Raw genomic sequence first — 24,110 nt, 5'->3', positions numbered from 1 at the left:
CGGCGGGGCGGCGGGGGCGGGGGCAGGCGGGGGCAGGCGGCGGGCGCCCACTCAGTAACCGAGGAACGCGTCGCGCTTCACGCGCCTGGCGCGACGGCGCAGGTCGCCGGCGACCGAGTCGACGAAGTCCGGGCGGCCCGAGACGAAGGCCGTTCGCTCGGCCAGGTCGGGCACGTGCTCGGCGATGGTCGCCCCGTCGACCTGTTCGACGGGCAGGCGGACGACGCGAGCACCCGTCGCCTCGAGCTCGGCCACGTACGGCTGGTCCTCCCGCTCCCCCAGGACCACCACGACGTCGCGGTCCGGGTGAGTCGCCAGCTGGCTCAGGAACGGCGTGACGCCGATCCCGGCACCGACCAGCAGCACCGGCCCCGAGTCCGGCCACACGAAGTCGCCGTGCACGGCGGTGACGCGCACCTTGTCACCGGGCTCCATCGCCGCGAGGGCGCGCTTGTAGGACGAACCGGGATCGGGATGACGCGTCGACAGCACGACCTCACGGCCGGGGGCGGACATGACGCTGAACATGCGCCGGCGCCCGCGCGTGTCGGCCCGGTGCGGCACGTCGACCTCGACGTACTGGCCCGGCGAGAAGTCCAGCGGCCGGTCGGCGTCGAAGACGTACTCCACGACGTCGCCGCCCTGGCTCCGCCGCTCGCGCAGGACGAGGGACCGCGACCCCTGCCGCAGGACCAGCGCGACCAGGCCCGTCACGACCAGCGTCAGCTCGTACGTGCTCGTGAACGGCTCGACCGTCCACGGCTCGCCGAACAGCAGCGAGGTCAGCAGCGGCCACGTGAACAGCACACCGGCCAGCGCGGCCACCGCCCACTGCTGGTTCCGGCGCGGCGGCAGGGTCAGCGGCTCGCTCAGCATGAACCCGCCGAAGAAGACGATCGGGGTGGAGTAGGCGGTGAAGCGCACCGCGTCGCCGAGGTCCAGTCCGGTGTCGAGCTGCCACCAGATCGTGACGGCGGCGGCCACGAGCGCGAAGATCGCGCCCATGACGAGCCGGCGGGTGTGGAAGAGCACGATGACCGCGCCCACCACGACGAACCAGAACAGCGACTCGCTGGCGACCCACCACCCCGTGAACGGCAGCGGCCAGTCCGTGGCCCAGCCCAGGGCCAGGGCCAGTACCACACCCGCGGCGGCCGGGTTGACGACGTGCCGCCCACACCACGCGAACGCGTACTTCGAGGCTTGCGCCAGCGCGGCCACGGCGGCCAGCCAGGCCAGCTGCTCGACGTCCGTGGACGGCCAGAACAGGAACCACAGGATGAGGGCCGTGACCACGGAGGACTCGAGGTGAGGATGCGCGCCGACGGACCGGCCGAACAGGACGTTGGCCACGACGGAGGCCACCACCATGACCGCGAGCGTCACCAGCAGCGCATCGACCCCGAAGACCGACGAGTCCAGCATGCCGAGCGCGGACTGGACGACCGCCACCGCGGCCAGTGCCAGCAGCACCACCGTGACGAGCCGGTACATCGTGAACCGGCCCAGCTGTCGATCGATGACGGCCATGATGTTCGTTCGTTGACGCTCGCTCATGCGAAAACCTCTCCGGGGATCCCGACGCCGGTCATCCGCCGGTCGCGGTCGAGGGCGGCCCACCAGTGTCCCGTGCCGGCCAGGTCGTGCGTGAAGAAGGCCGCGGTGGCCAGCCCGTCGGCCCAGGCGGGGTCCGGTCCGCCGGCCCACGCCGCCATGATTTCGCGCGTCGGTCGCCACGAGCGCGCGTCGAGGACGTGGTGCAGGTCGGCCGCCCAGCGGCGACGGTTGGTCGCCGAGCCGCACAGCGCCTCACCGTCGGCCACCTCGACGACCGCCACCGCCGCCTCGGCGTCCTGTGGGTCCTCGAGCGCGACCCGCAGGACGTCGCCCGAACGGTTCACGAGGTCCCCGCTGGCGTCGACGACGCACGGCTGGTCCACGAGAGCGGCGACGGCGCCGGCCAGGAAGCCCTTGCCGACCGCGCCGATGTCGAGCACGACCGGGCCCGGCACGTGCAGCACGGTGCCGTTGAGCGCGCAGTCGCGCCACGACGGGATCCTGACGGGCTCGCCGGACGGTGTGAACGTGTAACCGGCGCCGTAGCCCAGCTGCTCCAGCGCACCACCGACCAGGGGGCTCACCGCTCCCGAGGTCAGGTCGAACAGTCGGTCGTAGATCGCGATCACGGCCGGGGCGTCGGGTCCGAGGTCGACCTCGCGATCGGTTCGCAGCCGGGCGACCGTCGCGTCATCACGAAAGCGCGACCACGTCCGGTCGAACTGGTCGATCCGGGACGTGATCGCGCTTCGCTGCGCGGGGGCGATCGGGTCGGGGGTCCCGATCGACCACGCGGTTCCGATGGCCTCGAAGTGCCAATCGGAAGTCATGGGGGCCTCAGGCCTGCGCCTGGCCGACGATCTGCTCGATGGCGTCATTGAAGCCGCCGCTGGTGAGCGACGACCCGGACACCTTGTCGACGTCGAGCTCGGTGATCTTGCGGCCGACGACCTGCTCGTTGATCCCGCTCTCGAACTTGCCCTGGAACTGCTCGGAGTTGCCGCTCTCGGCCTGGCCGTCGGCGTCGAGGTCGGTGATCGTGCCATCGGCGGCCAGCTCGACCTCGACCTCGATCGACTGCGTGCGGCCGTCGGGTGTGGTGTAGGTGCCGGTGGCCTCGTAATCGCCGGCCGCGAACGCGCCGGTGCCGGTGTCGGCGGAGGGCGCGTCGGCGGCCGGGGGCTCGGTCGTCACCGAGGGCGTGCTGCTGGGGGACGAGGCCTCGTCGCTGTCGCCGTCGCCGCAGGCGGCGAGAGTCAGCAGGGCGGTCGAGGCGGCCAGAGCGGCGTAGGCGCGGCGCGTCGTCGTGGTCATGCGTCTCCTCGGTCGGGCAGGTTGGTTGTTCGTCCAACCTACGGGGTCCGCCGCGGGGATTTCGACCTCGAGCGGTCGCGAGCGATGGACCCACAGCGACTTCTCAGGGACGCTCTGGGTTCAGTCGAGGCAGAACTCGTTGCCCTCCGGGTCGGTCATCACGATGAACCCGGTCTCGATCGGCGGCGCGGGATCGAAGCGCCGCACCCGGGTCGCCCCCAGCGCGACGAGGCGGTCGCACTCGCCCTCGAGTGCCGCCATCCGCGCGTCGCCCTCGAGCCCGGGCGCGGCCCGCACGTCGAGGTGGACGCGATTCTTGGCCACCTTGTCCTCGGGCACCTGCTGGAAGAAGAGCCGGGGCCCGCGGCCGTCGGGATCCTCCGCGGCCGCGCGGGAGTTGCGCTGGTCGGGCGGCACGCCGATGCGCTCGAGGAGCTCGTCCCATGCCTGCCACGGATCGTCCTGCGGCCCGAGGGTGACGCCCGGTGGCGGCGGGATGACGTACCGCATGGTGGCCGCCCAGAACTCGGCCAGCGCGCGCGGGTCGTGGGCGTCGAAGGTGATCTGGACGTCGAGGCTCATGCTGATCGCTCCGTTCGGTTCCTGCCTCGCATCCTCGCACCGCAGGCCGACAGGTTCGGGTCCTCCGGCCGGCCCGTCCAGAATCCGGTCGGGCGTCGAGCCGTTGGGGCGCGCGTCTTAGGCTTGCCTCATGACTGTGGACAGGAAGGTGCGCGTCGCCGTCGTCGGCGCCGGCCCCGCGGGTGTGTACGCCGCCGACATCCTCACCAAGACCGAGGGTCTCGACGTGTCGGTCGACATCATCGATCGCGACCCGACCCCGTTCGGCCTGATCCGCTACGGCGTGGCGCCCGACCACCCGCGGATCAAGGAGATCATCAAGGCGCTCAAGCGTGTGATGGCCAACGAGGACATCCGCTTCTTCGGCAACGTCAACTTCGGCACCGACATCAAGCTCGAGGACCTCAAGGGGTTCTACGACGCCGTCGTCTTCGCGACCGGCGCCCGCCGTGACCGCGACCTGCAGATCCCGGGTGTCGACCTCGACGGCTCGTACGGCGCAGCCGACTTCGTCTACTGGTACGACGGCCACCCCGACGCCCCGCGCGACTGGGACTTCCAGCCGCACGCCAAGGAGGTCGCCGTCCTGGGCGTCGGCAACGTGGGCCTCGACGTCGCGCGCATCCTGGCCAAGACGGCCGACGAGCTGCTCGTCACCGAGATCCCCGACAACGTCCACGCGGGGCTGCAGAAGAACGCCACCACCGACGTGCACGTCTTCGCGCGGCGCGGCCCGGCCCAGGTCAAGTTCACCCCGATGGAGCTGCGCGAGCTGAGCCACTCCCCCACGATCGACGTCATCGTGCACCCCGAGGGCTACGAGTTCGATCACGGCTCGATGGAGGCGCTCGCCGCCGCCAAGAGCCAGAAGCTCGTCGTCAAGGTGCTCGGCGACTACCTCGCCAAGGAGCCCACCGGCGCCCCGCACCGCATCCACATCCACTTCTGCCAGAACCCCGTCGAGATCCTCGGCGAGGACGGCCGGGTCGTGGGCCTGCGCACCGAGATCACCGAGCTCGACGGCACCGGCAACGTCCGCGGCACGGGCGAGTTCAAGGACTGGCCCGTCCAGGCCGTCTACCGCGCGATCGGCTACTACTCCGACAACCTGCCGGGCCTGCCGTTCGACCAGAACGCGGGCGTGCTGCCCAACGACGGCGGGCACGTGCTGGACATCGACGGCTCGCCCATCGAGGGTGTCTACGCGACCGGCTGGATCAAGCGCGGCCCGGTCGGCCTGATCGGCCACACGAAGTCCGACGCCGCCCAGACCGTGGCGATGCTGGTGGACGACCTGCCGAAGCTGCCGGCTCCCGAGTTCGCCGAGCGCGACGCGTTCGTCCGTCACCTCGACAGCCGCGGCCTGGCCTACACGACGTGGGAGGGCTGGGAGAAGCTCGACGCGCACGAGGAGCAGCTCGGCGCCAGCGACACCCACGCGCGCGAGCGCAAGAAGGTCGTCGAGCGCGACGAGATGGTCAGCATCTCGCGCGGCTGAGCTTCCGCCTCCGGCGCGCCCCGATCTGTCGCGGTGCCCATCCGTTCCCGGCCGTTCTGGCCGGATCCGGGTGGGCACCGCTGCACGTCTCGCGGGACGCCGTCCCGATCTAGACTCGCGTCATGCGCCGACTGCTGCTGATGCGCCACGGGAAGGCCGCGTGGCCCCAGGGCGTCGAGGACTTCGAGCGTCCCCTCGCGGACCGGGGTCACCACGAGGCCGGACTCGCAGGCGACTGGATCCGTGAGCACGTCGGCACCGTCGACGCGGTGCTGTGCTCGTCCGCCCGTCGCACGCGCGAGACGTTGGCGGCCAGCGGCATCGACGCGCCGACGCGCTTCCTCGACGAGATCTACGAGGCGTGGACCGGCGACCTCCTCGCCGCCCTCCGGTCCGCCGACCCGGAGGCGAGCACCGTCCTGCTGGTCGGGCATGCCCCCGGCACCCCGGGACTCGCGGCGCGGCTCGCGGGCGACGACTCGGACCCGAGGATGGTCGACCGGGTGCGGGCGGGGTTCCCCACGTCCGCGATCGCGGTGCTCGACGTGCCTCAGCCGTGGTCCGAGCTGGAGGTCGGGACCGCCACGCTCGTCGACGTCGTCATCGCGCGCTGAGGCTCGACTCCGCAGCCAGGGCATCGGCCAGCATCGACCGGCCGAACCAGTCGGGCACGGCGGCCCGCGTCTCGCGCGGGGCGAGGATCTCCACCTGGCGCGACCGCATCGCCTGGTCCCACGACACGTCGCCGCGCCACACCCGGGTCAGCGTCCGCAGGGTCGCCCGGACCGTCGCCGACACCTCGTAGCCGGGGTCGTAGTCGCACGTGTCGACGTCGCCGCCCGACACGACGAGCCACCACCGGCGTGCCCGCTCCAGGTCGGTGAACTCCACCGCCACGCACGTGCGACCCGCGGGCCAGGCGGCGGTCGGCACGGTCCGCCGGACGTCCCACATCAGCAGGTGGGGGTCGAGGTCCTCGTCGCCGAAGTCCTCCACCCACCGCAGGCCCCACACGCCCAGGCTCATCACGGCGGCGTGCAGGTCCCGACCGCACTCGGTGAGTCGGTACTCGCCGTCCGTGTGCTCGATGATCCCGTGCCGCTCGAGCGCCTGCAGCCGCTTGGACAGCAGCGCCGGCGACATCCGCGGCACGCCGCGGCGCAGCTCGTTGAAGCGCGTGCTGCCCAGCAGGAGCTCGCGCACGATGAGGATCGTCCACCGCTCGTCGAGGATCTCCATCGCCTTGGCCAGGGGACAGAACTGCCCGTAGGAAGTCGCCATGGGTGTGCCCTTCGTCCCCCTCATCGTGCGCCCTCGCCACGGTCCCGCGCCACCGTCCATCCGGGGGGGGGTACAGAAACAGAACTGGTGCCGAGCGGGCGATCGGGCGGACCGTGGGGACAGGAAGCACGCAACTGAAGGAAGACCCATGGGAACCACCGACATCGCCGCCACCGACGCGGCCCAGCAGGACACCGAACTGAAGAACAAGCACCGCCGCATGTGGGGCCTGGGCGACTACCCGCGAGTCGCGCGCGAGCTCGTGTCACCCCTGGGCGAGGTGCTGGTCGACGCGCTGCACATCAGCGAGGGCGAGGGCGAGCGCGTGCTCGACGTCGCGGCCGGCACCGGCAGCGCCGCCGTCCGAGCCGCCCGGCTCGGCGCGACCGTCGTCGCGTCCGACCTCACGCGCGAGCTGATCGACGCAGGACGGGCCGAGAACCCCGACGTCGACCTGACCTGGGACGTCGCGGACGCCGAGGCGCTGCCGTACGCCGATGACGAGTTCGACGTCGTCATGTCGTGCATCGGCGTCATGTTCGCCCCGCACCACCAGCAGGCCGCCGACGAGATGGTCCGGACATGTCGCCCCGGCGGCCGGATCGGCATTGTCTCGTGGACACCGGAGGGCGCGATCGGCCAGCTCTTCGCCACGATGAAGCAGTACGTGCCGCCGCCCCCGCCGGGCGCCTCTCCGCCGCCGCTGTGGGGCAACGAGGACCACGTCCGTGACCTGCTCGAGGACCGGGTCCGGGACGTGCGGTTCAGGCGGCTCACCCTGCCGGTCACCCACTTCGAGGACGGGGCGCAGTTCCGCGACTACTTCGCGGCCCACTACGGACCGACGATCGCGGCCTACGCGGCGCACGCGGACGACCCGGCGCGCACCGAGGAGCTGAGTCGCGACCTCGCGGCGCTGGGTGACAGTCAGGGGACGGGCTCGGGCGCCGACTTCGCGATGCAGTGGGAGTACCTGCTGGTCACCGCCGAGGTGCGCTGAGACGGCCGACGGCCCCGGGATCTCCCTCGATCCCGGGGCCGTCGGCGTCCACCCGTGGTGCGTCAGCGCACCCGCAGCACGAATGGTCGGCTCGCCGGCGCCGTCAGCGACGTGCCGCTGAACCGTGCCACGAGGCGGACCGTCGACTTCTGGCGCGGCAGCGTCACGGTGACCTTGCCCCGCTTGACGGTGCCGGATCCGAGCAGCTTCTTGCCGCGGTAGATCCGGACCCGGCCGGAGTTCTCGACGAAGCCCGGCGTGCGGACGGTGACGCGCACCTTCGCGCGCTGCCGCGCCGTGACCTTGCCGCCCTGCACCTTCGCGGCGAGCGCCGCCCTCGCCTTCGCGATCGTGACCGCGATGGAGGTCCGGCTCGGCTCGTGACTGCGGTCGCCGCCGTAGAAGACGGCCACCGCGGTGGTGCCCGGCTCCAGCGCCGTGCCGGGCACGGTGATCGTGGCCTTGCCGCTGCGCATGATCGCGGAGGCGATGACGCGCCCGTCGACCGTGGCGTAGGCGAGACCGGCGGCGTCGGGCGCCCCCGTCACCGTGATGGCCGTCGGCTTGCCGTACGTGCCCCGCGCCGCCGTGGCGGTCAGGGTGGACTGGGCCCGGACGTCGACCGTGACCTGGCCCGCGGAGTCGGCGTAGCGGCCCTCACCGGCGAACTCGACGTCGAGGACCTGACGGCCCGCCCGCAGCGCACCGGCGGGAACCGTCACGGTGGCGACGCCGTCGGCGACGTCGGCCGTGCCCAGGACCTCGGCACCCGACGAGACCGTGACCGTGCCCCGCGGCGAGCCCGCGGCCGAGTCGACCGTCACGCTGACGTCGAACGGCTCGTCGTTCCACACGACCGACGGCACCGTCGCCGTCGTCGTCGTGGCGACCTCGGCCGCCGCACCGGGATCGAAGCCCACGATGACCGGGTCGTGGTCGCTGGCGCGGAACGGCGTCGCCGCGTCGAACAGGCTCGTCACGTTGTTGTTGAAGCGGCTGTACTCACGGCCGATCGACTCCGGAGCGTTGATCGTCCACACGTCGGCTCCCGTCACCCGCGCGAACGCGGCCCTCGACGCGAAGACGTGGTCGAGCGAGCCGTGCATGCCGTCGAACTGGTAGGTCTCCTCGTCCGTGAGGCTCTGGTCGACGTTCACGAACCCGGCGTCCTCGATGATCGCCAGCGGGTCCTCCTTGGCGTAGGAGTTGAAGTCGCCGAGCAGGAACACGCGATCGGTGTCGGTCTGCTCCTCCAGCGAGGCCACGAAGTCGACGAGCGCCTCGGCCTGCTGGACGCGAGCACGGTTCGACGCACCCTGGCCATCGCCCTGGTCCGCGTTGACGCCCTCGCCGGAGCCCTTCGACTTGAAGTGGTTGACGATCGCCAGGAAGTCCTGGCCGGCGTCACCGTCGACGGGGCGGAACTCCTGCGCCAGCGGCGCGCGCGCGTTCGAGAACGCGGCCGAGTCCAGGATCACCGACGGTCCCACCGGCTCGACGACGTCGCGCTGGTAGATGAACGCCGTGCGGATGACGTCGCGACCCGAGGCCGGGATCGTCGCGGGCGAGTCGACCGCAGCCCAGCGCTGGGAGCCGGCGTCGGCGTTCAGCGCCGCGACGAGCGTGTCGAGCGCCTCGTCGCGATCGGCGCCTCCGAGCGAGCCCGTGTCCTCGATCTCCTCGAGCGACAGAACGTCGGCGTCCAGCGCGTTGATCGCGTTCACGATCTTCGCCTGCTGGCGCGCCAGGCTCACGTCGTTCGCGGCACCGCGCGGACCGTTGTTCGTGCAGGTGTTCACGGTGATGCGGTTGCCGTCACGGTCGGTGTAGAAGGTGCAGGTGCCGCGGTTGGACGACACCCAGTCCTCGCCCGTGGTCGTGAAGTAGTTCAGGACGTTGAAGGAGGCCAGCTTGACCGCGCCGCCCACGTTCTTGGGTGCCGGCTCGCGCGTGCTCTGCGGCGCGACAGTGGCGGTCTCGTCACCGGCCGCGAACGGCTCGGTCGGCTGCAGCTTCCACGTGCTGTTGCGCCAATCCATGACGAGCGGCTCGTCGATGGTGACCGCGGCACCCGTGCGGACCTCGTTGCCCGGCGTCAGCCACGGCCCGGGGACCGAGCGGTTCGCGCCCGACGTGAAGTTGATGCTCTTGCCGTCGTCGATCGTGATGAGGCGCGACGCGTTCTGGGCGACCAGCGCGTCGTACGCCGACGTGCGCGGCCGGACCTCGTTGGTCGGCTGCGGCAGCACCGTGTCACCGGCTGCCAGGCCGATCTCGCCGAAGGTGTTCGTCCCGTAGTTGTTCGTGAGCGTGAACGTGCCGGCGGTGGCGTCGACGAGCATGCCCTCGAGCGCCTCGCGCTGCGCCTCGCCCATCGGGAACGTCACGGGGGTCGGTGTGACCGCACCGGCGACCGCGGCGTCCTGCCACGAGACGGCCGTCAGCTGCGTCAGCCCGTTGAACTCCGAGACGGCGCCGGTGACGTCGATCGTGTCGCCGAGGTCGACCGACTGCGCGAACGCGGTGGCGGAGCCGAAGACGAACAGGCCGTGCGAGGCCGGGCCCGCCGTGCCGCCGGTGCCGGGGGTCTGGAGGTAGGCGCCGTTGAAGCCGCCGGAGGCGTAGAGCGCGGTGACGACGCCGGTCGTCGTGACCGTCCGGCCGGCCAGGGGGCTCGCCGCCTCGGTGCCCTGGATCTGGGCGATGGTGACCGTCTCGACCGGCGGCGCGGCGACGTCACAGGCGTCGCCGCAGGCGGTCGGGGTCGGGGTCTGCTTGGTGAAGTCGTTCGCGTTGACGTCGGTGTCGATGCCGCCGGTCCGGACGAGCGACTCGTCCACCGCCGGGTTCTCGGGGGCGGCGGCCGTGCCCTCGAACGTGTTCGAGGTGCCGTAGCCGACCAGGTCGACCAGGTCCGCGTGGGCCAGCACGTCGGCCGGCGCTCCGGTCAGGGCCGTCTCGGACTCGACCAGTGCGATCGTGCCCGAGGCGCCGGCCGGATTGATCGAGCCGGTGACGTCGGGCGGCGGCAGCTCGGCTCCCAGGCCGGTGCTGTTGCCCTGGCCGGCGACCAGGAACGTCCCGCCCGCGGGCACCTCGTGGTTGCCCAGCGAGGTGATGCCCGTGAAGGCCCCCGTGCCCGCCGACGAGCGGTACTGGACCGACCATCCGCTGACGTCGATCGTGGCGTTGCTCGGGTTGTGGAGCTCGACGAACTTGAGCTTGTGGGAGGCACCCGCCGATCCTCCGTCGACGTAGACCTCGTTGATCACGAGGCCGGACCCGTCGGGTGCGGCGGTGGCGGTGGACGGCACGGCCGCGACGGTGCCGGCCACGAGGGCCAGCGCGGTCAGTCGGCCCAGGACAGAGCGGGACATCGGATTCCTTCGACGCAGGGGTGGGAGACGACCGGGGCGGCCTGCGTGCAGGCCGCCCCGGTGCGGATCACTTCTTCTTGACGACCGTGATCGTGACGGTGGTCTTCGACGCCTTCGCGACTCGGCTGCCGGTGTAGGTCACCGTCAGGCGGGCCTTGCCCCGAGCGAGCTTCGCCAGCTTGACGCGGGCGACGCCGTTCTTGACCTTGGCCTTGCCGACGACCTTCGAGCCGCGCTTCACGACGACCGTGCCGGTCGGGGTGAAGCCTCGGCCCGACACGCGGGCGACCAGGTTGGCGCGCTTGCCGGCGCGGACCTTCTTGGCCGCCACCGCACGCAGCTTCGTGTCGGCCTTGGTGACCGTGAGGGTCGCCGTGGCGTCCGCCGGCTCGTACGAGGCACTGCCGTTGAAGAACAGGCCGTACGTGTGCGTGCCCGGCTTGAGCGCCGTGCCGCCGAAGCGGAAGGTGCCCTCGCCGTCGTTCAGGAACGCCGTGCCGACGGTCATCCCCAGCTGGTTCGCGACGTACACGATGCCGCTCGAGCCGGGATCGCCCTGCAGCGTGATGGTCGGCGCGGTGCCGTACTGCGTCGTCGAGCCCGTGGCCGAGAACGTCGTCTCGCCCTTGATGACCTCGACCGAGACCGTGGTCTCGGACCCGGCCACCGTCGCGGAGCCGTCGAAGACGACGTCCAGCGTGCGCTGGCCGAGACGCAGGTCGGAGGCCTGGACCTCGATCGTGGCGGAACCGTCGACCAGGTTGCCGGAGCCGACGACCGCGTCGTTGCTCTCCAGGATGCGGACCGGACCGGACACCTCGACACCGGCGGGAGCGGTCACGTCGACCGAGACGTCGAACGTCTCGCCCTTCGTGACCTGCGCGGGCGCGGAGGCCGTCGCCGTGGACGCGGCCTTCTCGACCGCGAGCGGGATCGTCGCGACGGTGCCGCTGGGCGACGCCTCCGCCCGAATCGTGCCGTTGCCGATCGCGCCGGCGGGCACGGTGAAGGAGAACTCGCCCGAGGCACCGTTGGTGACCGGCTGCGTGCCCAGGTCGAGCGTCTGACCGTCGCCGTACTCGAGCGTGGCGTCGACCGACGTGTTCGCCGGGCTGCCCAGCGAGGTCAGGTTGAGCTTCGGCAGCGAGAACGTGGCCGTGTCGCCGACCTCGTAGGAGTCCGCCAGGCCCGTCACGGCCACCGCGCGGCGACCGAAGTCGGGCGCGACGGGGCTGTTCTCGCCCAGGTACTCGATCCAGCCCTCGTAGTCGACGACGCCGGTGTCGACCCAGGTGCCCTCGGTGAAGGCGCGGAAGTTGTCACCGCCGGTCGCCAGGAAGGACGGCGCGATGACACGGTACGACTTCGCCAGGTCGATGAGCTGGTCGTCGATCCACACGCTCGTGATGCGCTCGCCCTCGGGCAGGGTCGCGTCGTAGGTGTAGCGGACGTTGTCCGACACGCCCAGCTGCTGGTAGGGGCGGCTCGGCACGGTGCCGTCGGCCAGCCGCTGCCACTGCTGCTCGAGGATCTTCTCGAGCGACGCACCCGTCAGCGTGACCGTGTAGAGGTTGTTCGTGAACGGCAGGACCGCGTTGGCCTCGGCGAACGTCACCGATCCGTCGGTGTTCTGCGGACCGCCGGTCTGCGTGTTGCCCGCGAAGAAGAGCTCGTCGCGCAGGCCACCGGGGTTGTTGATCGCGAGATCGGCGGGGGCGTTCGTCGACTTCGACTGCGCCAGCATCGCGTCGGGAACGAGGTTGCCGATCGTCGACTCGTTGGCGCGGTCGTCGCGACCCGTCTTGGGCGCGGCCGGGTTCGGCGGGACGTAGGTCCCGTCGACGTAGCTGCCCCCCGCGTACGCGGTCGTGATGTCGGCTGAGATGTCGGCGACCTTCTCGTTGCCGATCGTCGCGGCGTGCGCGAGCGCGGCATCGACGATCTGCTTGACCTCGGCCACGCGCGGCAGGGTCGTGTCGGCGGTCGCGACGCGCTTCACGTTCTCGACGGTGTGCGCGGCGATGGCACCGGTGTCGGGGTCGACCGAGAGGGTGACCTTGCCGACGTTCTCGCCGTAGCTGCCGGTCTGGATGACCGGACGGGTCTGGCCTGCCTGGCCGGGGACGGGGCCCTCCCACGCGTAGGCCTTGTGCGTGTGGCCGGTGAAGATCGCGTCGACCGAGGCGTCCGTGTTGTTCACCAGGTTGGCGAACGCGCCGCCGTGGGCCAGCTCCTGCGCGAGCGACGATCCGTCGGGCGTGCCTGCGCTGGCGCCGTCGTGGTAGGCCGCGACGATGACGTCGGGGCGCTCCTCGGCCGGCAGCGCGCCGAGGCGGGTGGCCTCGGCGTTCACGGCGTCGACGGGGTCCGTGAAGCGGATCGTCTCGATGCCCGAGGGCGTGACGAGCGTGGGGGTCTCCTCGGTGACGGCGCCGATGACGGCGACGTCGAGGCCACCGACCTCGACGACCGCGGAGGCCGGCAGCGCCGGGGACCCGTCAGCGCGGTTCACGACGTTCGCGCCCAGGTAGGGGAAGTCGGCCTCGTCCGCGACCCGTCCCGTGAGGTCCGCGAAGCCGCGGTCGAACTCGTGGTTGCCGACCGCGGAGGCGCCGAGGTCGAGCGCGTTGAGCACGTCGATCGTCGGCGAGTCCTGCTGCGTGGCGGACGCGAACGGCGAGGCGCCGATGTTGTCGCCGACCGAGAGGAACAACGTGTTGGCCTCACCGGCGGTCTGCCGGATCTGCTCGACCGTCGTGGCGAACGCGGTGGTGTTCGCGTCGATGCGGCCGTGGAAGTCGTTGATGTCGACGAGGGTGATGTCGACGGGGTCGGCCGCGCTGGCCGACGGCGCCGCCACGATCGGGGCGCACAGCAGCGCACCGATCGCCAGGGCGGATACGGATCGTCTGGGCGTGATCACGTGTGTCCTTCTGTTGCAGGGAACGGGTGGCCACACCGTAACCCTGAGAAAGGGCCAAGAACAGGCCCTCACATGACAGTTTGGTTAAGGACTGGCGAAAAGCCCGCTCGGCACCCGTCAGTGCCGGATGAGGGCCTGCAGTCGGCAGGGTCCGTCCGGCGCCGCGACGACGGGCAGCGCGGTGAACGGCACGCTGGCGCCCGCCTTGACGCGGTCGAGGTCGACGGTCCGCGCGGGCCCGGTCTGCTGGCCGATGAAGATCGTCACGCGGTAGTCGCGGGCCTGCTGGCCCGAATTGGTCAGCGTGCCCTTGACGCGCCAGCGACCCTCGGCGTTCTTGCGGCACGTGAAGGACGTGACGGCCAGCGGGTCGACCGTCCCCTTGACCTGCGGCGCACCGGCGACGGTGACCGCACCGTCGGTCGGCGCAGCGGCGGCAGGGTCCTCGTCGGAGCCGCCGCAGCCGGAAAGGGCCAGCACCAGGAGCACCGGCAGCCACACACGCATGCCTCCATTCGATCATGTCCGTTCCGGGTGCGGACGGAGGCGCACCACGCCGCGGGAGTACCATCGAAGATGAGGAAAACATCATCTTTTGGAGGAACATGAGCATCGAACGCATCGGGGTCGTCGGCGGAGGGCTCATGGGCTCTGGAATCGCGGAGGTGAACGCGCGCGCCGGGATCTCGGTCGTCGTCGTCGAGGTCTCGGACGAGGCCGCCGCTGCGGCTCGTGACCGGATCTCGTCGTCGCTGCAGCGCGCCGTGGACCGCGGCAAGCTGACCGAGCCCGAGCGCGACAAGACGCTCGACGCGATCGTCGTGTCCACCGACCTGACCGACCTCGCCGATCGCCAGCTGGTCGTCGAGGCGGCCAGCGAGAAGGAGTCGGTCAAGCTCGACCTCTTCACACGCATCGGCGCGATCCTCGAGGACCCCGACGCGATCCTGGCCTCCAACACCTCGTCGATCCCGATCGTCAAGCTGGGCGCCGTGTCCGGCCGGCCCGACCACGTCATGGGCGTGCACTTCTTCAACCCCGCTCCGGTCATGAAGCTGGTCGAGCTGATCCCCTCGCTGACCACCGGCGAGAAGACCCTCGACCGCATGCGCACGTACGTCGCGGACCAGCTCGGCAAGCAGCCGATCGACGCGACCGACCGCGCGGGCTTCATCGTGAACTCGCTGCTCGTGCCGTACCTGCTCTCGGCGATCCGCATGTACGAGGCCGGCTACGCCTCGGCGAAGGACATCGACAACGGCATGGTGCTCGGCTGCGGCCACCCGATGGGCCCGCTCGCGCTGAGCGACCTGATCGGGCTCGACACGATCCAGGCCATCGGCGAGTCGTTGTACGAGGAGTTCAAGGAGCCGCTCTACTCGCCGCCGCCGCTGCTCGACCGCATGGTCGACGCCGGCCTGCTGGGCAAGAAGTCGGGCCAGGGGTTCTACCCGTACGGCTGAGTCCGATTCAGCCGGTCGTGCGCTTGCCCAGGCCCTGCTCGGGCAGCAGGCGCAGGAACAGCCCCTCGCCCTCGGCGCACACGGTGTCGCCGTGGCGGATCTCGCCGCGGACGAACCACTTGCGTCCCTCGACGCGGTCGATCCACGCGACGGCCTCGAGCTCGGTGTCGATCGGGGTCAGCGCGCGGTAGTCGGTGTGCAGGTACGCCGTGCGGGTGATCCCGCCGGCGGCCAGGGAGGCGAGGATGCCGAGCACCTCGTCGAACAGCAGGCTGACGACGCCGCCGTGGACGGCCATCCCGCCGCCCATGAACCAGCGGCCGAAGCGCACGGTGCCCTCGACCCGGTCGCGCGTCCGCGAGGTGACCAGCAGCTCGGGCAGCATCGCGTGGCCGCGCACCGGCAGCTCGGCGACGCGGCCGTTGACCTGGTGCGTCTCGTCGGTCGTGGACTCCTCGAGCCGGTCGCGCCACTTCGCCAGGTCGGCGGTCAGCCCGTCGATCGCGTCACGGTCCATGCGCAGCGACGCCAGCGCGTCCTGCACGGCGTGGAGGGTCTCGACCAGCTCGCCGTACGCACGGACGTCGTCGGCAGCGAAGTCGCCCTTGAACATCTCTTCCCAGCTCACCGGGCCGAGGCTACCCAGCGCTCCGGGCCGGGGCTCCGCCGCTCCCCCGTTCCCACTTTTGGTCGTGCATCCACGCGGATCGCCGCGCCGGACGTGGATCTGCGACCAAAAGTGGGAACGGGGATGGGCGGGGGGCGGGCCGCTCGGCGGGAGGTCGCGACCGCTCGCCGCTCCGGGCGGGGCTCGGGGTGCACGGCGGCCGTCCGGGTCGCCACAATGGCAGGTGACGTGACCCACACGCACACCGCGAACCCGCTGGAGGCCCCATGATCGTCCCGCTGACCCTGCGCGACTTCCTCGACCGTGCCCGCACCGTCTACCCCGACCGCGTCGCCGTCGTGGACGAGCCGAACCAGGTCGCGGACTCGTGGGGCGAGGTCACGTACGCGCAGCTGTACGCCAAGGCACGCAGCCAGGCCGCGACGCTCGACGAGCTCGGCGTGCCGCAGGGTGCGCGTGTGGCGATGGTGTCGCACAACGCGGCCCGCCTGCTGGCCTCGTTCTACGGCGTCGCCAACTGGGGCCGCATCTTCGTGCCGGTGAACTTTCGCCTCGCGCCCGCCGAGGTCGAGTACATCGTCGAGCACTGCGGCGCCGAGGTGGTCATGCTCGATCCCGAGCTCGAGCACCTCGCCGAGGCCTGCTCCTCCGCCCAGCACGTGTTCGTGCTGGGCCGGGACGACGACCGGATCTGGGCGTCGACCGCCGAGCCCGCCGAGTGGGAGCCGGACGAGAACGCGACCGCCACGATCAACTACACCTCGGGCACGACCGCGCGTCCCAAGGGCGTCCAGCAGACCCACCGCGCCCGTTGGGTCAACGCCACCACGTTCGGCTGGCACGCGACCCTCACCGATCGCGACGTCTACCTGCACACGCTGCCGATGTTCCACTGCGACGGCTGGGGCCTGCTGTACTCCGCGACCGGCATCGGCGCCAAGCAGGTGGTCATCCGCCAGATCGACGGGACCGAGATCCTGCGCCGGATCGAGGAGCACGGCGTCACCGTGCTCGCGTGCGCGCCCGCCGTGCTGAATGCGACCCTCGACGCCCTGGCCGACTGGAAGGGCGACACCGGACGCGACCGCGTGCGGTGCATCGTGGCCGGCGCTCCCCCGCCGACCCGCACGATCCAGCGCGTCCGCGAGGAGCTGGGCTGGGAGTTCATCCAGATCTACGGGCTCACCGAGACGTCCCCGCTGCTGACGATGTCGCGCATGCGTGAGGAGTGGGAGGACCTCGAGGGTGAGGAGCAGGCCCGCCTGCTCGCCCGCGCCGGCGCTCCCACGCTGGGCACCCGCGTGATGATCGACGACCAGGGCGAGATCCTGGTGCGCAGCAACACGGTGCTCGAGTCCTACTGGCAGAACCCCGAGGCCACGGACGACGCGCTCGCGGGCGGCTGGTTCCACACCGGCGACGGCGGCGCCTACGAGGACGGCTACGTCACGATCGCCGACCGCAAGAAGGACGTCATCGTGTCCGGCGGCGAGAACGTCTCCTCGATCGAGGTCGAGGACGTGCTCGCCTCGCATCCCGCCGTGCGCGAGGTCGCCGTCATCGGCATCCCGGACGACAAGTGGGGCGAGCTGGTCATGGCGCTGGTCGTCGTGGACGGCGACGTCACCGAGGAAGAGATCCGCGACCATGCGCGCGAGCGACTGGCCGGCTACAAGGTGCCCAAACGGGTCGAGTTCCGCGATGAGCTGGCCCGCACCGCCACCGGGAAGCTGCAGAAGTTCAAGCTGCGCGAGCAGTACTGGGAGGGCCGCGACCGCTTGGTCAACTGATGCGACGCCGACGCGGGAGACCGGCGGGTCCATGGCGAGGAGCGAAGCGACGAGGGGTCGGCCCGGCGGAGCTCTGCGGAGCCGGGAGTGAGCGCGAAGCGGAGCGAGCGCGTCCGACCCATCATCCCGTGTTGCGCAGCCCGTTGGCGATGCCGTTGATGGTCTGCAGCAGCGCGGCGCGCATGTCCTCGTCGACGGCGTCGGGATCCCCGCGGTAGCGAGCCAGCAGGTCGACCTGGGCGAAGGAGATCGGCTGCAGGTAGGCGTCGCGCACCTCGAGCGTGCGTTTCAGGGCGGGCTGGTCGTCGAGCAGGTGCCGCTCACCCGTGACACGCAGGACCTCCTCGACCGTGACGGCGTGCTCGGCACGGATCAGGTCGAAGATCGGCCGCAGCTCGGCGGGCACGAGCGTCTCGACGTAGTGGCCCGCGACCTCGAGGTCCGTCTTGGCCAGCGTCATCTCCACGTTCGAGATGAACGTCCGGAAGAAGTGCCAGTCCTCGAGCATGTCGGCGAGCAGCTGCTGCTCGCCCGCGAGTCGCGCGGCGCGCAGGCCGCTGCCGACGCCGAACCAGCCTGGCACGATCTGGCGGCTCTGGGTCCAGCCGAACACCCACGGGATCGCCCGCAGCGACTCGATGCCACCCCCGGCGTCGGGGCGTCGGGCCGGCCGCGAGCCGATGTTGAGGTCGCCCAGCTGGTCGACGGGCGTCGAGGCCAGGAAGTAGTCGAACATCCCCGGCGCGTCGATCAGCCTGCGGTACGCGTCGTACGCGGCGTCGCTGATCCGGGTCATGGTGTCGTCCCAGCGCTGCATGGTCTCGGTGGGCGTCCGGGCCTCGAGGTGCAGGGTCGAGGCCTCCAGGACGGCGGCCAGCGACAGCTCGAGGTTCTCGTGCCCCAGCCGCGGCAGCGAGTACTTGTCGCTGATGACCTCGCCCTGCTCGGTGAACTTGATGTCGCCGGTCAGCACGCCGTAGGGCTGGGCCAGGATCGCGTCGTACGTGGGACCGCCGCCGCGACCGACCGTGCCACCGCGGCCGTGGAAGAGCCGCAGGGTGACGCCGTGGCGCTGCGCCACGTCGCGCAGGGCGCGCTGGGCTCGGTGCAGCTCCCACTGCGACGTCGTGATGCCGCCCGCCTTGTTCGAGTCGGAGTAGCCGAGCATGACCTCCTGGCGGTCGCCCCGCAGGGCGACGAGGCGGCGGTAGTGCGGATCCGACAGCAGCTCGTCGAGCACGGTCCCGGCCCGGCGGATCTCGTCGACCGTCTCGAGCAGGGGGACGAAGTCGAGCCGCGCGTACGGCTCGGCCCCCTCGCCGTCAGCGAGGTCCACGAGCCCGGCCTGGCGCGCCAGCACGATGGGCGCGAGCAGGTCGTCGCCGCCGAGCGTCATCGACACGATGTAGGACTCGATGACGTCCTCACCGAACGTCTGCTTGAGCTCACGGACCGCGGTGAACACCCCGTAGGTGCGCGCGCCCCACTCGTCGAGGGGCGGCGGGTCGAGCGCGAGCGGGCGGGGCCGGACCAGCTCGTCCGAGAGCAGGGCGAACCGCTCCTCGCGCGCGAGGTCCTCGTACGGCCGGTCGGACTCACCGAGCCGATCGAACAGCTGGCCCAGGGCATGGTGGTGCGCCTCGGCGTGCTCGCGGATGTCCATCGTGGCCAGGTGCAGGCCGACCGAGGCGATCGCGCGGATCGCCCGGGCCAGCATCCGGTCGGCGATCAGCTCGCCGCCATGGTCGCGCAGCGACGCGTCGACCAGGGCCAGGTCGGCCAGCAGCTCGTCGCGGTTGGCGTAGTCGCGGCCGGGGACGTGCGGCGTGCTGGCCACCACCCGCTCGGCCGAGTGCGCGACCTTGAGCTTGATGCACGACAGCTTGAGCCGGTAGGGCTCGTGGGCGTTGACCGTGAGCAGCCGCGGGTCGAGGTCGGGCAGCGCCGCCAGGTCCTGCTCGAGCGACTTCGTGAGCTCGGCGCTGACCTCGACCAGCTCGGCCGACGACGAGAGCTCGCGGATCAGCAGGTCGAGGTGGCGATCGATGATCGTGGTGGCCACCCGGTTCTGCAGCTGGAGGATCTGCAGCGTGACCTCGGGTGTCACGTTGGGGTTGCCGTCGCGGTCGCCGCCGATCCACGTGCCGAACGAGAGCGGGCGGAAGGTGGGGTCGAGCCGGATGCCGTGGTCGGCCAGCTGGTCCGCGAGGTCGGCGGCCACGTCGGGCAGCGCCTCCTCGAGGATCTGCTGCAGGAAGTAGACGAGGTGGCGTGCCTCGTCGACAGGCGTCGGCCGGGTGCGCCGGACCGCGTCGGTCTGCCAGATCAGGTCGATGAGCTGCGCCAGGTCCTTGTCCTGCGCCGCGTACCGCCGAGTGCCCGGCTCGGCCGACGAGGACAGGATGTCGGCGATGCGGCGCAGCTTGGTCAGGACGGTGCGTCGGCTGACCTCGGTGGGGTGCGCGGTGAAGATGGCCCGGACGTCGAGCCGGTCGATGCCGGCCGCGAGCCCCTCGGGCCCCTGCTCGGTGACGATCTCGTCGATGGTCCGCGCGAGCCAGCCCTCGTCGTCGGGACGGGCCTCGATCCCGCGCACGCGGGCGACCTGCTCGGCCACGTTGGCCAGGTTGAAGTACACGCCGAACGCGCGGACGAGCTTGCCGGCCGTGGCGGCGTCGAGGCCGGACAGGGTCCGGCGGATCTCGGCGACCGCCGCGTGCCGGTCGTCGGCGTCGCCGGACTCCTCGAGCACCTTGCCCTGGGCACGCACGTGCTCGACCCGGTCGAACAGCTCGTCGCCCTCGAGCCGGCGGAGGGTCTCGCCCAGCAGGTCGACGACGCGTCGGACGTCGGCGCGCAGCTCGGCGTCCTTGGAGTTGGCGATGGCATCGAACTCGGAGGCGGTCATGGGGCTCCCGTCGGCAGGCGGATGTCACGGGGCGCCGTTGCCCGCTCCCCAGCCTAGTCAGGCGGGGCAGTGTCCGGCGGCCTCAGGAGGCGTTGTCGACGACGGCGTCGACGAGCTCGCGCCACGGGCCGTCGACATTCTGCTCGGGAAGCGTGGCCTCGCGCTCGTTGGCACGCACCTCGTAGACGAAGCCGTCGGGCCGGTGGTCGTCCGGCGTCGCGTCCCACGGGCACGCGTCGACGAGCGGCCACCAGGCCTGGGCCTCGTCCTCGGAGGCCGCCTCGACCTGCCACTGGCGGCGCAGCCCGGCGAAGCCGCCGGTGCGCGTCACCTGAACGACGAGGAGGGGTTGGTGGAACTGGTCCATACCCCCACAGCCTGCCACGCCTCGCGAACCACGTCAGCCGCGTCGTGGGCCCGGGCCGCGGTGAAGGTGGCCACCGCGAACTGCTCGAACGTGGCCCGCGGCGACAGCTCGCCGACCAGGGTGTCGAGCCAGATGCGTCCCGCGACGTCCCAGGCGTTCCCGCCCAGGGCCGTGGCGACGAGGTGGAACGCCTTGTTCGGGATGCCGGAGTTGAGGTGCACTCCCCCGTTGTCCTGGGTCGTCTCGACGAAGTCGTCCATGTGCCCCGGCTGGGGGTCCTTGCCCAGCACGTCGTCGTCGTACGCCGTGCCCGGCGCGGACATCGAGCGCAGCGCCCTGCCCTGGACCTGGTCGGTGAACAGGCCCTCGCCGATGAGCCACGAGGCCTGGTCGGCCCCTTGGCCCGCGGCATGCTGCTCGACCAGCGCACCGAACACGTCGGCGACCGACTCGTTGAGCGCACCGGACTGGCCGCGGTAGACCAGGCCCGCCGTGAACTCGATCAACCCGTGCGTGAGCTCGTGCCCGATCACCGACAGCGAGGCGGTGAAGCGCCCGAAGATCTCGCCGTCACCGTCGCCGAACACCATCTGGGAGCCGTCCCAGAAGGCGTTGTCGTACGCGCGTCCGTAGTGGACCGTGCCGAGCAGCGGCATCCCCGCATCGTCCATCGACGACCGCTCGTACACGCTGCGGAACAACGCGTCGGTCGAGCCGAACCCGTCGTAGGCCTCGTCGGCGCCGACGTCGTCCGTGGCCGGATCGCCCTCGTCGCGCACCAGGCGCCCGGGCAGGTCCGTCCCGTTCTCGGCGTCGTGCACCCGACGCCGCAGCGGCTGCTCGCCCACCGACGCCGAGGGCCGCGACCTCGGCCGCGGCACATCGGGTCGCAGCGGCCGCTCGTTGAGCGCCGCCTGCGCGGCCATGGCCGCCGTGGCGAAGCGGTCGTCCTCGAGCGAGGCGACCTGGCGAAGCAGGTAGGGCGGGACGATCCCCCGAATCGTTTCCATGCCTCGACCGTAGACCTCTCGTCGGACAAAGCGAGCCGCGTCGCGACGGCGTCCCGCTCAGCGGTCCTCGGAAGCCGAAAGTCGGCCCTGGGTCGGCCGATCGGACGACGCGACGGCTCGCCCCAGCCGACTAGTGTGACGGTGTGCCCACCTGGACCCTGCGAGACCACGGTCGCGACCTCGCCGTGCGCGACGACGGTGACGGACGGCTGCGACTGGAGCTCGACGGCACCGACGTGGACGAGGCGCAGGTCGGACGACTCGGCGACCATGAGTTCGAGCTCGACCGGCTCGACGGACGCCACCAGAAGGTCAAGGCCGAGCGCGGGCTGCGCGGCACCCTGCGGACCGTGACCCTGGTCGAGTCCGGCAACGGCGAGCTGCCGGTCACCGTCCCCTTCGTCCCGCCGTCCGGTTCGCGCGCCCGGCGCCTGTACGACCTGCGCGAGGCCCATCCGAACCTCTGGGCCGCCCGGCACATCGCCGGGTCGGGGTTGGGGCTGCTCGGGATCGGGGCCCTGCTGTCGGCGTTCCTGTCCCGGTTCGTGCCCAAGCCCGACCTGTCCTGGCTGCCGAACCCCGACGTCGACCTGCCCGACCTCTTCGGCTGGGTGCCCGACCTCTTCGGCTGGGTGCCCGACCTGTTCGCGTGGGTGCCCGACTGGGACCTGGGCTGGCTCAAGATCGTGCTCGGCGTCGTCGTGGCGATCGCCCTCACGGTCAACGAGGTCGAGCGCCGCAAGAAGCTCAAGGAGCGCGCGGAGGATCAGCGTCCCTCGCCCGACTCCTCCTGATCCTTCTCGTACCTCAGCGTCTGGATCCCGCGCGCCGTTCTCGGCAGGGTCCCGCGCGCCGCGTGGTCGGGGGTCTGGCGCCTGAGGATCACCGCGACCAGCCCGATCCCCGCCGCGGTCATCGCGATCGCGACCGTCCAGGCCCATCCCGTGTCGCCCTCGTTGTCGAGCCAGACGAAGGCCGTCGGCACGGCGAAGACGAGGATCAGCAGGATCGAGATGGCGCGAGCCGCGACCGCGTTGCCGGCTGCCGCCTCGGGACTCGTGTCCATCATGTTGGCGGTCATGAACTCCCCGGGCCGGACGAACGCGAACCACGGCAGGACGACCAGCACGACCAGGGCGAGCGCGACCAGCATCGGCATGAACATGTTGGCGAGCACCGTCAACGGCAGCTCGGAGGCGATGTCACCGCCACCGCGCGAGGCGTCGTACCAGTAGTGCCAGCCGTCGGGTCGGCGATGCGCCTCGATCGTGTCCTCGACCCCGGGCCTCAGCCTGACCAGGCTCGCGGTGGTGCCCAGGACCGCGCCCATGGCCAGCGGCAGCACGATGGTGCGGGCGAACGCGACCCAGATCGGGGGAAGGTCGAACCTGACCCAGAGGGTCTCGAGGATCGCCCAGGCCACGGGCACGCAAGCCGCGAACATCAGCACCATCCCCCAGGGCGTGTCGCCCTCGCCGTCGGCGGCGACGTCGTCCACCAGCACGTACTGGACGCCGACCATCACCGCCACGAGGACCCACGGCACGACGGGGAGCAGGATCCGTCGCCACGGTGACGGGGCGCGCCGCTCGTTGACCGTGCGCCGGGTGAAGTCGTTCCGCAGGAACTCGGGTCCGGGGTCGCGGCTCATCGCGGGCTCCAAGGCATGGCGCGAGCGTAGTCGGGTGGCATCGGCCGGGTTCGGCATGTGCCCCACCTCCCGAGAACCGGGTCCGAGCCCCGCTCTCCCGTGGGACGATGTGACGCGAGAAACCCCTGAGTCCGAGGAGCACTGTGAGCACGTCCGGTCGCCGTCTCGGCCCGTGGATCGGCGTCATCGCGACGGCGTTGGCGGGTGCCGTGCTCGTCCCTGTCGGGACTGCCACCGCAGCACCTGCGACCCTCACGGTCTCGGACGCGCGACCCGTCCGCGGCGAGGTGGTGGCGATCCGCGCCGACCTGCCCGGCCGAGGCGCTCGTCCCGTCCGCCTGCAGCGACTGTCCGGCAAGCGCTGGATCACCGTGGCGAAGAAGCGCTCGGACCGTTCGGTCAGGGCGACCTTCAAGCGCAGGACGGGCGCGAGGGTGACGACCTTCCGCGCGGTCGCCGGCTCCGGCGACGCGCGACGCGTGACCCGCCGCATGACGGTCCGGCCACAGCGGCAGTCGGCCCGACTGCTCCTCCCGGCGAAGGCCACGACCGGTGAGTCGCTGCGCGCGGTCGCCGTGTTCGCTCCCGCCCGGACGGGTCGTCCGGCCCTGTTCCAGCAGCGCATCGGCAATGCGTGGCGGACGGTCGCGCGGACCCGCCAGAACCGCGACGGACAGGCGACGGCGACGTTGCGCATGTCCGGCTCGGCCACCTACCGGGTGGTCGCGGCCGCCTCGCGCGGCGCGAAGGCGGCCACCAGC

20 protein-coding genes are annotated in these 24,110 nt (G+C 71.5%); 7 read left to right on the top strand and 13 right to left on the bottom strand.

Annotated elements, in window-relative coordinates:
• Positions 1 to 51: 51 nt before the first annotated feature.
• The 4 genes from RT323_RS10685 to RT323_RS10670 all read right to left on the bottom strand — a co-directional run bounded on the left by RT323_RS10685 (position 52) and on the right by RT323_RS10670 (position 3,453).
• On the bottom strand, positions 52 to 1,557 hold the full coding sequence (locus RT323_RS10685) for an FAD-dependent oxidoreductase (RefSeq protein WP_313408083.1): 1,506 nt from the start codon (positions 1,555 to 1,557) through the stop codon (positions 52 to 54).
• Positions 1,554 to 2,387: an FAD:protein FMN transferase gene (locus RT323_RS10680; RefSeq protein ID WP_313408080.1), complete on the bottom strand. Its 834-nt coding sequence runs from the start codon at positions 2,385 to 2,387 to the stop codon at positions 1,554 to 1,556. The genes RT323_RS10685 and RT323_RS10680 overlap by 4 nt, the downstream gene beginning before the upstream one ends.
• 7 nt (positions 2,388 to 2,394) lie before the next feature.
• Complete coding sequence (locus RT323_RS10675) at positions 2,395 to 2,871, bottom strand: FMN-binding protein (RefSeq protein ID WP_313408077.1); 477 nt, start codon at positions 2,869 to 2,871, stop codon at positions 2,395 to 2,397.
• Between the two features lie 120 nt (positions 2,872 to 2,991).
• Positions 2,992 to 3,453 carry a VOC family protein gene (locus tag RT323_RS10670; RefSeq protein ID WP_313408074.1) on the bottom strand — a complete coding sequence of 154 codons (462 nt, stop codon included), beginning with the start codon at positions 3,451 to 3,453 and terminating at the stop codon, positions 2,992 to 2,994.
• A gap of 130 nt (positions 3,454 to 3,583) precedes the next feature.
• Here RT323_RS10670 and RT323_RS10665 point away from each other — a divergent pair, with 130 nt between their 5' ends.
• Both RT323_RS10665 and RT323_RS10660 read left to right on the top strand, forming a co-directional pair.
• The gene (locus RT323_RS10665) at positions 3,584 to 4,951 is read left to right on the top strand and encodes an FAD-dependent oxidoreductase (RefSeq protein WP_313408072.1); all 1,368 of its coding nucleotides are present in this window, start codon (positions 3,584 to 3,586) and stop codon (positions 4,949 to 4,951) included.
• Between the two features lie 122 nt (positions 4,952 to 5,073).
• Entirely contained in the window at positions 5,074 to 5,565 is a 492-nt protein-coding gene (locus tag RT323_RS10660; RefSeq protein WP_313408071.1) for a histidine phosphatase family protein, read from the top strand.
• On the opposite strand, the gene RT323_RS10655 is transcribed toward RT323_RS10660, so the two are convergent.
• On the bottom strand, positions 5,552 to 6,232 hold the full coding sequence (locus RT323_RS10655; protein WP_313408068.1) for a helix-turn-helix domain-containing protein: 681 nt from the start codon (positions 6,230 to 6,232) through the stop codon (positions 5,552 to 5,554). The two genes, RT323_RS10660 and RT323_RS10655, sit on opposite strands and share 14 nt — an antisense overlap.
• Before the next feature lie 148 nt (positions 6,233 to 6,380).
• Between RT323_RS10655 and RT323_RS10650 the strand changes: the two genes are divergently transcribed.
• Positions 6,381 to 7,232 (top strand): class I SAM-dependent methyltransferase, encoded by an 852-nt coding sequence (locus RT323_RS10650; RefSeq protein ID WP_313408065.1) that lies wholly within the window; start codon positions 6,381 to 6,383, stop codon positions 7,230 to 7,232.
• Positions 7,233 to 7,294: 62 nt separating this feature from the next.
• On the opposite strand, the gene RT323_RS10645 is transcribed toward RT323_RS10650, so the two are convergent.
• The 3 genes from RT323_RS10645 to RT323_RS10635 all read right to left on the bottom strand — a co-directional run bounded on the left by RT323_RS10645 (position 7,295) and on the right by RT323_RS10635 (position 14,039).
• The gene (locus RT323_RS10645) at positions 7,295 to 10,609 is read right to left on the bottom strand and encodes an ExeM/NucH family extracellular endonuclease (protein ID WP_313408063.1); all 3,315 of its coding nucleotides are present in this window, start codon (positions 10,607 to 10,609) and stop codon (positions 7,295 to 7,297) included.
• 67 nt (positions 10,610 to 10,676) lie between these two features.
• Complete coding sequence (locus RT323_RS10640; RefSeq protein ID WP_313408061.1) at positions 10,677 to 13,532, bottom strand: bifunctional UDP-sugar hydrolase/5'-nucleotidase; 2,856 nt, start codon at positions 13,530 to 13,532, stop codon at positions 10,677 to 10,679.
• 117 nt (positions 13,533 to 13,649) lie between these two features.
• Positions 13,650 to 14,039 carry a hypothetical protein gene (locus RT323_RS10635; protein WP_313408058.1) on the bottom strand — a complete coding sequence of 130 codons (390 nt, stop codon included), beginning with the start codon at positions 14,037 to 14,039 and terminating at the stop codon, positions 13,650 to 13,652.
• 98 nt (positions 14,040 to 14,137) lie between these two features.
• Here RT323_RS10635 and RT323_RS10630 point away from each other — a divergent pair, with 98 nt between their 5' ends.
• Positions 14,138 to 14,995: a 3-hydroxybutyryl-CoA dehydrogenase gene (locus RT323_RS10630; RefSeq protein WP_313408055.1), complete on the top strand. Its 858-nt coding sequence runs from the start codon at positions 14,138 to 14,140 to the stop codon at positions 14,993 to 14,995.
• 7 nt (positions 14,996 to 15,002) lie between these two features.
• Here RT323_RS10630 and RT323_RS10625 read toward each other — a convergent pair whose 3' ends face one another.
• Positions 15,003 to 15,623, bottom strand: a complete 621-nt coding sequence (locus RT323_RS10625) for a PaaI family thioesterase (RefSeq protein WP_313408052.1) — start codon at positions 15,621 to 15,623, stop codon at positions 15,003 to 15,005.
• A 266-nt stretch (positions 15,624 to 15,889) separates the two neighbouring features.
• On the opposite strand from RT323_RS10625, the gene RT323_RS10620 reads away from it, so the two are divergent.
• Positions 15,890 to 17,413 carry an AMP-binding protein gene (locus tag RT323_RS10620; RefSeq protein ID WP_313408049.1) on the top strand — a complete coding sequence of 508 codons (1,524 nt, stop codon included), beginning with the start codon at positions 15,890 to 15,892 and terminating at the stop codon, positions 17,411 to 17,413.
• A 121-nt stretch (positions 17,414 to 17,534) separates the two neighbouring features.
• Here RT323_RS10620 and ppc read toward each other — a convergent pair whose 3' ends face one another.
• From ppc to RT323_RS10605, 3 genes are all read right to left on the bottom strand, one after another.
• Complete coding sequence (gene ppc / locus RT323_RS10615) at positions 17,535 to 20,321, bottom strand: phosphoenolpyruvate carboxylase (RefSeq protein WP_313408047.1); 2,787 nt, start codon at positions 20,319 to 20,321, stop codon at positions 17,535 to 17,537.
• A gap of 82 nt (positions 20,322 to 20,403) precedes the next feature.
• Entirely contained in the window at positions 20,404 to 20,652 is a 249-nt protein-coding gene (locus RT323_RS10610) for a protealysin inhibitor emfourin (RefSeq protein WP_313408045.1), read from the bottom strand.
• A complete protein-coding gene (locus tag RT323_RS10605; protein ID WP_313408042.1) occupies positions 20,649 to 21,698 on the bottom strand; it encodes a M4 family metallopeptidase in 1,050 nt (349 codons plus the stop codon). The genes RT323_RS10610 and RT323_RS10605 overlap by 4 nt, the downstream gene beginning before the upstream one ends.
• A gap of 143 nt (positions 21,699 to 21,841) precedes the next feature.
• Between RT323_RS10605 and RT323_RS10600 the strand changes: the two genes are divergently transcribed.
• Positions 21,842 to 22,492, top strand: coding sequence for a hypothetical protein (locus RT323_RS10600; RefSeq protein WP_313408039.1), 651 nt, complete (start codon positions 21,842 to 21,844; stop codon positions 22,490 to 22,492).
• Here the strand turns inward: RT323_RS10600 and RT323_RS10595 are convergent.
• Positions 22,465 to 23,406: a hypothetical protein gene (locus RT323_RS10595; protein ID WP_313408036.1), complete on the bottom strand. Its 942-nt coding sequence runs from the start codon at positions 23,404 to 23,406 to the stop codon at positions 22,465 to 22,467. The genes RT323_RS10600 and RT323_RS10595 overlap by 28 nt on opposite strands.
• Positions 23,407 to 23,492: 86 nt before the next feature.
• Here RT323_RS10595 and RT323_RS10590 point away from each other — a divergent pair.
• A partial coding sequence (locus tag RT323_RS10590) for a hypothetical protein (RefSeq protein ID WP_313408033.1) occupies positions 23,493 to 24,110 on the top strand: 618 nt, incomplete at its 3' end.

The sequence above is a fragment of the Aeromicrobium sp. genome (genome assembly GCF_032084975.1).
Lineage (GTDB): Bacteria > Actinomycetota > Actinomycetes > Propionibacteriales > Nocardioidaceae > Aeromicrobium.
The sequence above is the reverse complement of the archived record's forward strand: the minus strand, read 5'-3'. Positions and strand labels throughout refer to the sequence as shown.

Coding starts and splice junctions, on each gene's coding strand:
- RT323_RS10650 (WP_313408065.1), top strand. CDS start 6,381: ATGGGAACCACCGACATCGCCGCCACCGACGCGGCCCAGCAGGACACC.
- RT323_RS10620 (WP_313408049.1), top strand. CDS start 15,890: ATGATCGTCCCGCTGACCCTGCGCGACTTCCTCGACCGTGCCCGCACC.
- RT323_RS10685 (WP_313408083.1), bottom strand. CDS start 1,557: ATGAGCGAGCGTCAACGAACGAACATCATGGCCGTCATCGATCGACAG.
- RT323_RS10660 (WP_313408071.1), top strand. CDS start 5,074: ATGCGCCGACTGCTGCTGATGCGCCACGGGAAGGCCGCGTGGCCCCAG.
- RT323_RS10670 (WP_313408074.1), bottom strand. CDS start 3,453: ATGAGCCTCGACGTCCAGATCACCTTCGACGCCCACGACCCGCGCGCG.
- RT323_RS10630 (WP_313408055.1), top strand. CDS start 14,138: ATGAGCATCGAACGCATCGGGGTCGTCGGCGGAGGGCTCATGGGCTCT.
- RT323_RS10605 (WP_313408042.1), bottom strand. CDS start 21,698: ATGGAAACGATTCGGGGGATCGTCCCGCCCTACCTGCTTCGCCAGGTC.
- RT323_RS10655 (WP_313408068.1), bottom strand. CDS start 6,232: ATGGCGACTTCCTACGGGCAGTTCTGTCCCCTGGCCAAGGCGATGGAG.
- RT323_RS10665 (WP_313408072.1), top strand. CDS start 3,584: ATGACTGTGGACAGGAAGGTGCGCGTCGCCGTCGTCGGCGCCGGCCCC.
- ppc (WP_313408047.1), bottom strand. CDS start 20,321: ATGACCGCCTCCGAGTTCGATGCCATCGCCAACTCCAAGGACGCCGAG.
- RT323_RS10635 (WP_313408058.1), bottom strand. CDS start 14,039: ATGCGTGTGTGGCTGCCGGTGCTCCTGGTGCTGGCCCTTTCCGGCTGC.
- RT323_RS10680 (WP_313408080.1), bottom strand. CDS start 2,387: ATGACTTCCGATTGGCACTTCGAGGCCATCGGAACCGCGTGGTCGATC.
- RT323_RS10675 (WP_313408077.1), bottom strand. CDS start 2,871: ATGACCACGACGACGCGCCGCGCCTACGCCGCTCTGGCCGCCTCGACC.
- RT323_RS10645 (WP_313408063.1), bottom strand. CDS start 10,609: ATGTCCCGCTCTGTCCTGGGCCGACTGACCGCGCTGGCCCTCGTGGCC.
- RT323_RS10595 (WP_313408036.1), bottom strand. CDS start 23,406: ATGCCGAACCCGGCCGATGCCACCCGACTACGCTCGCGCCATGCCTTG.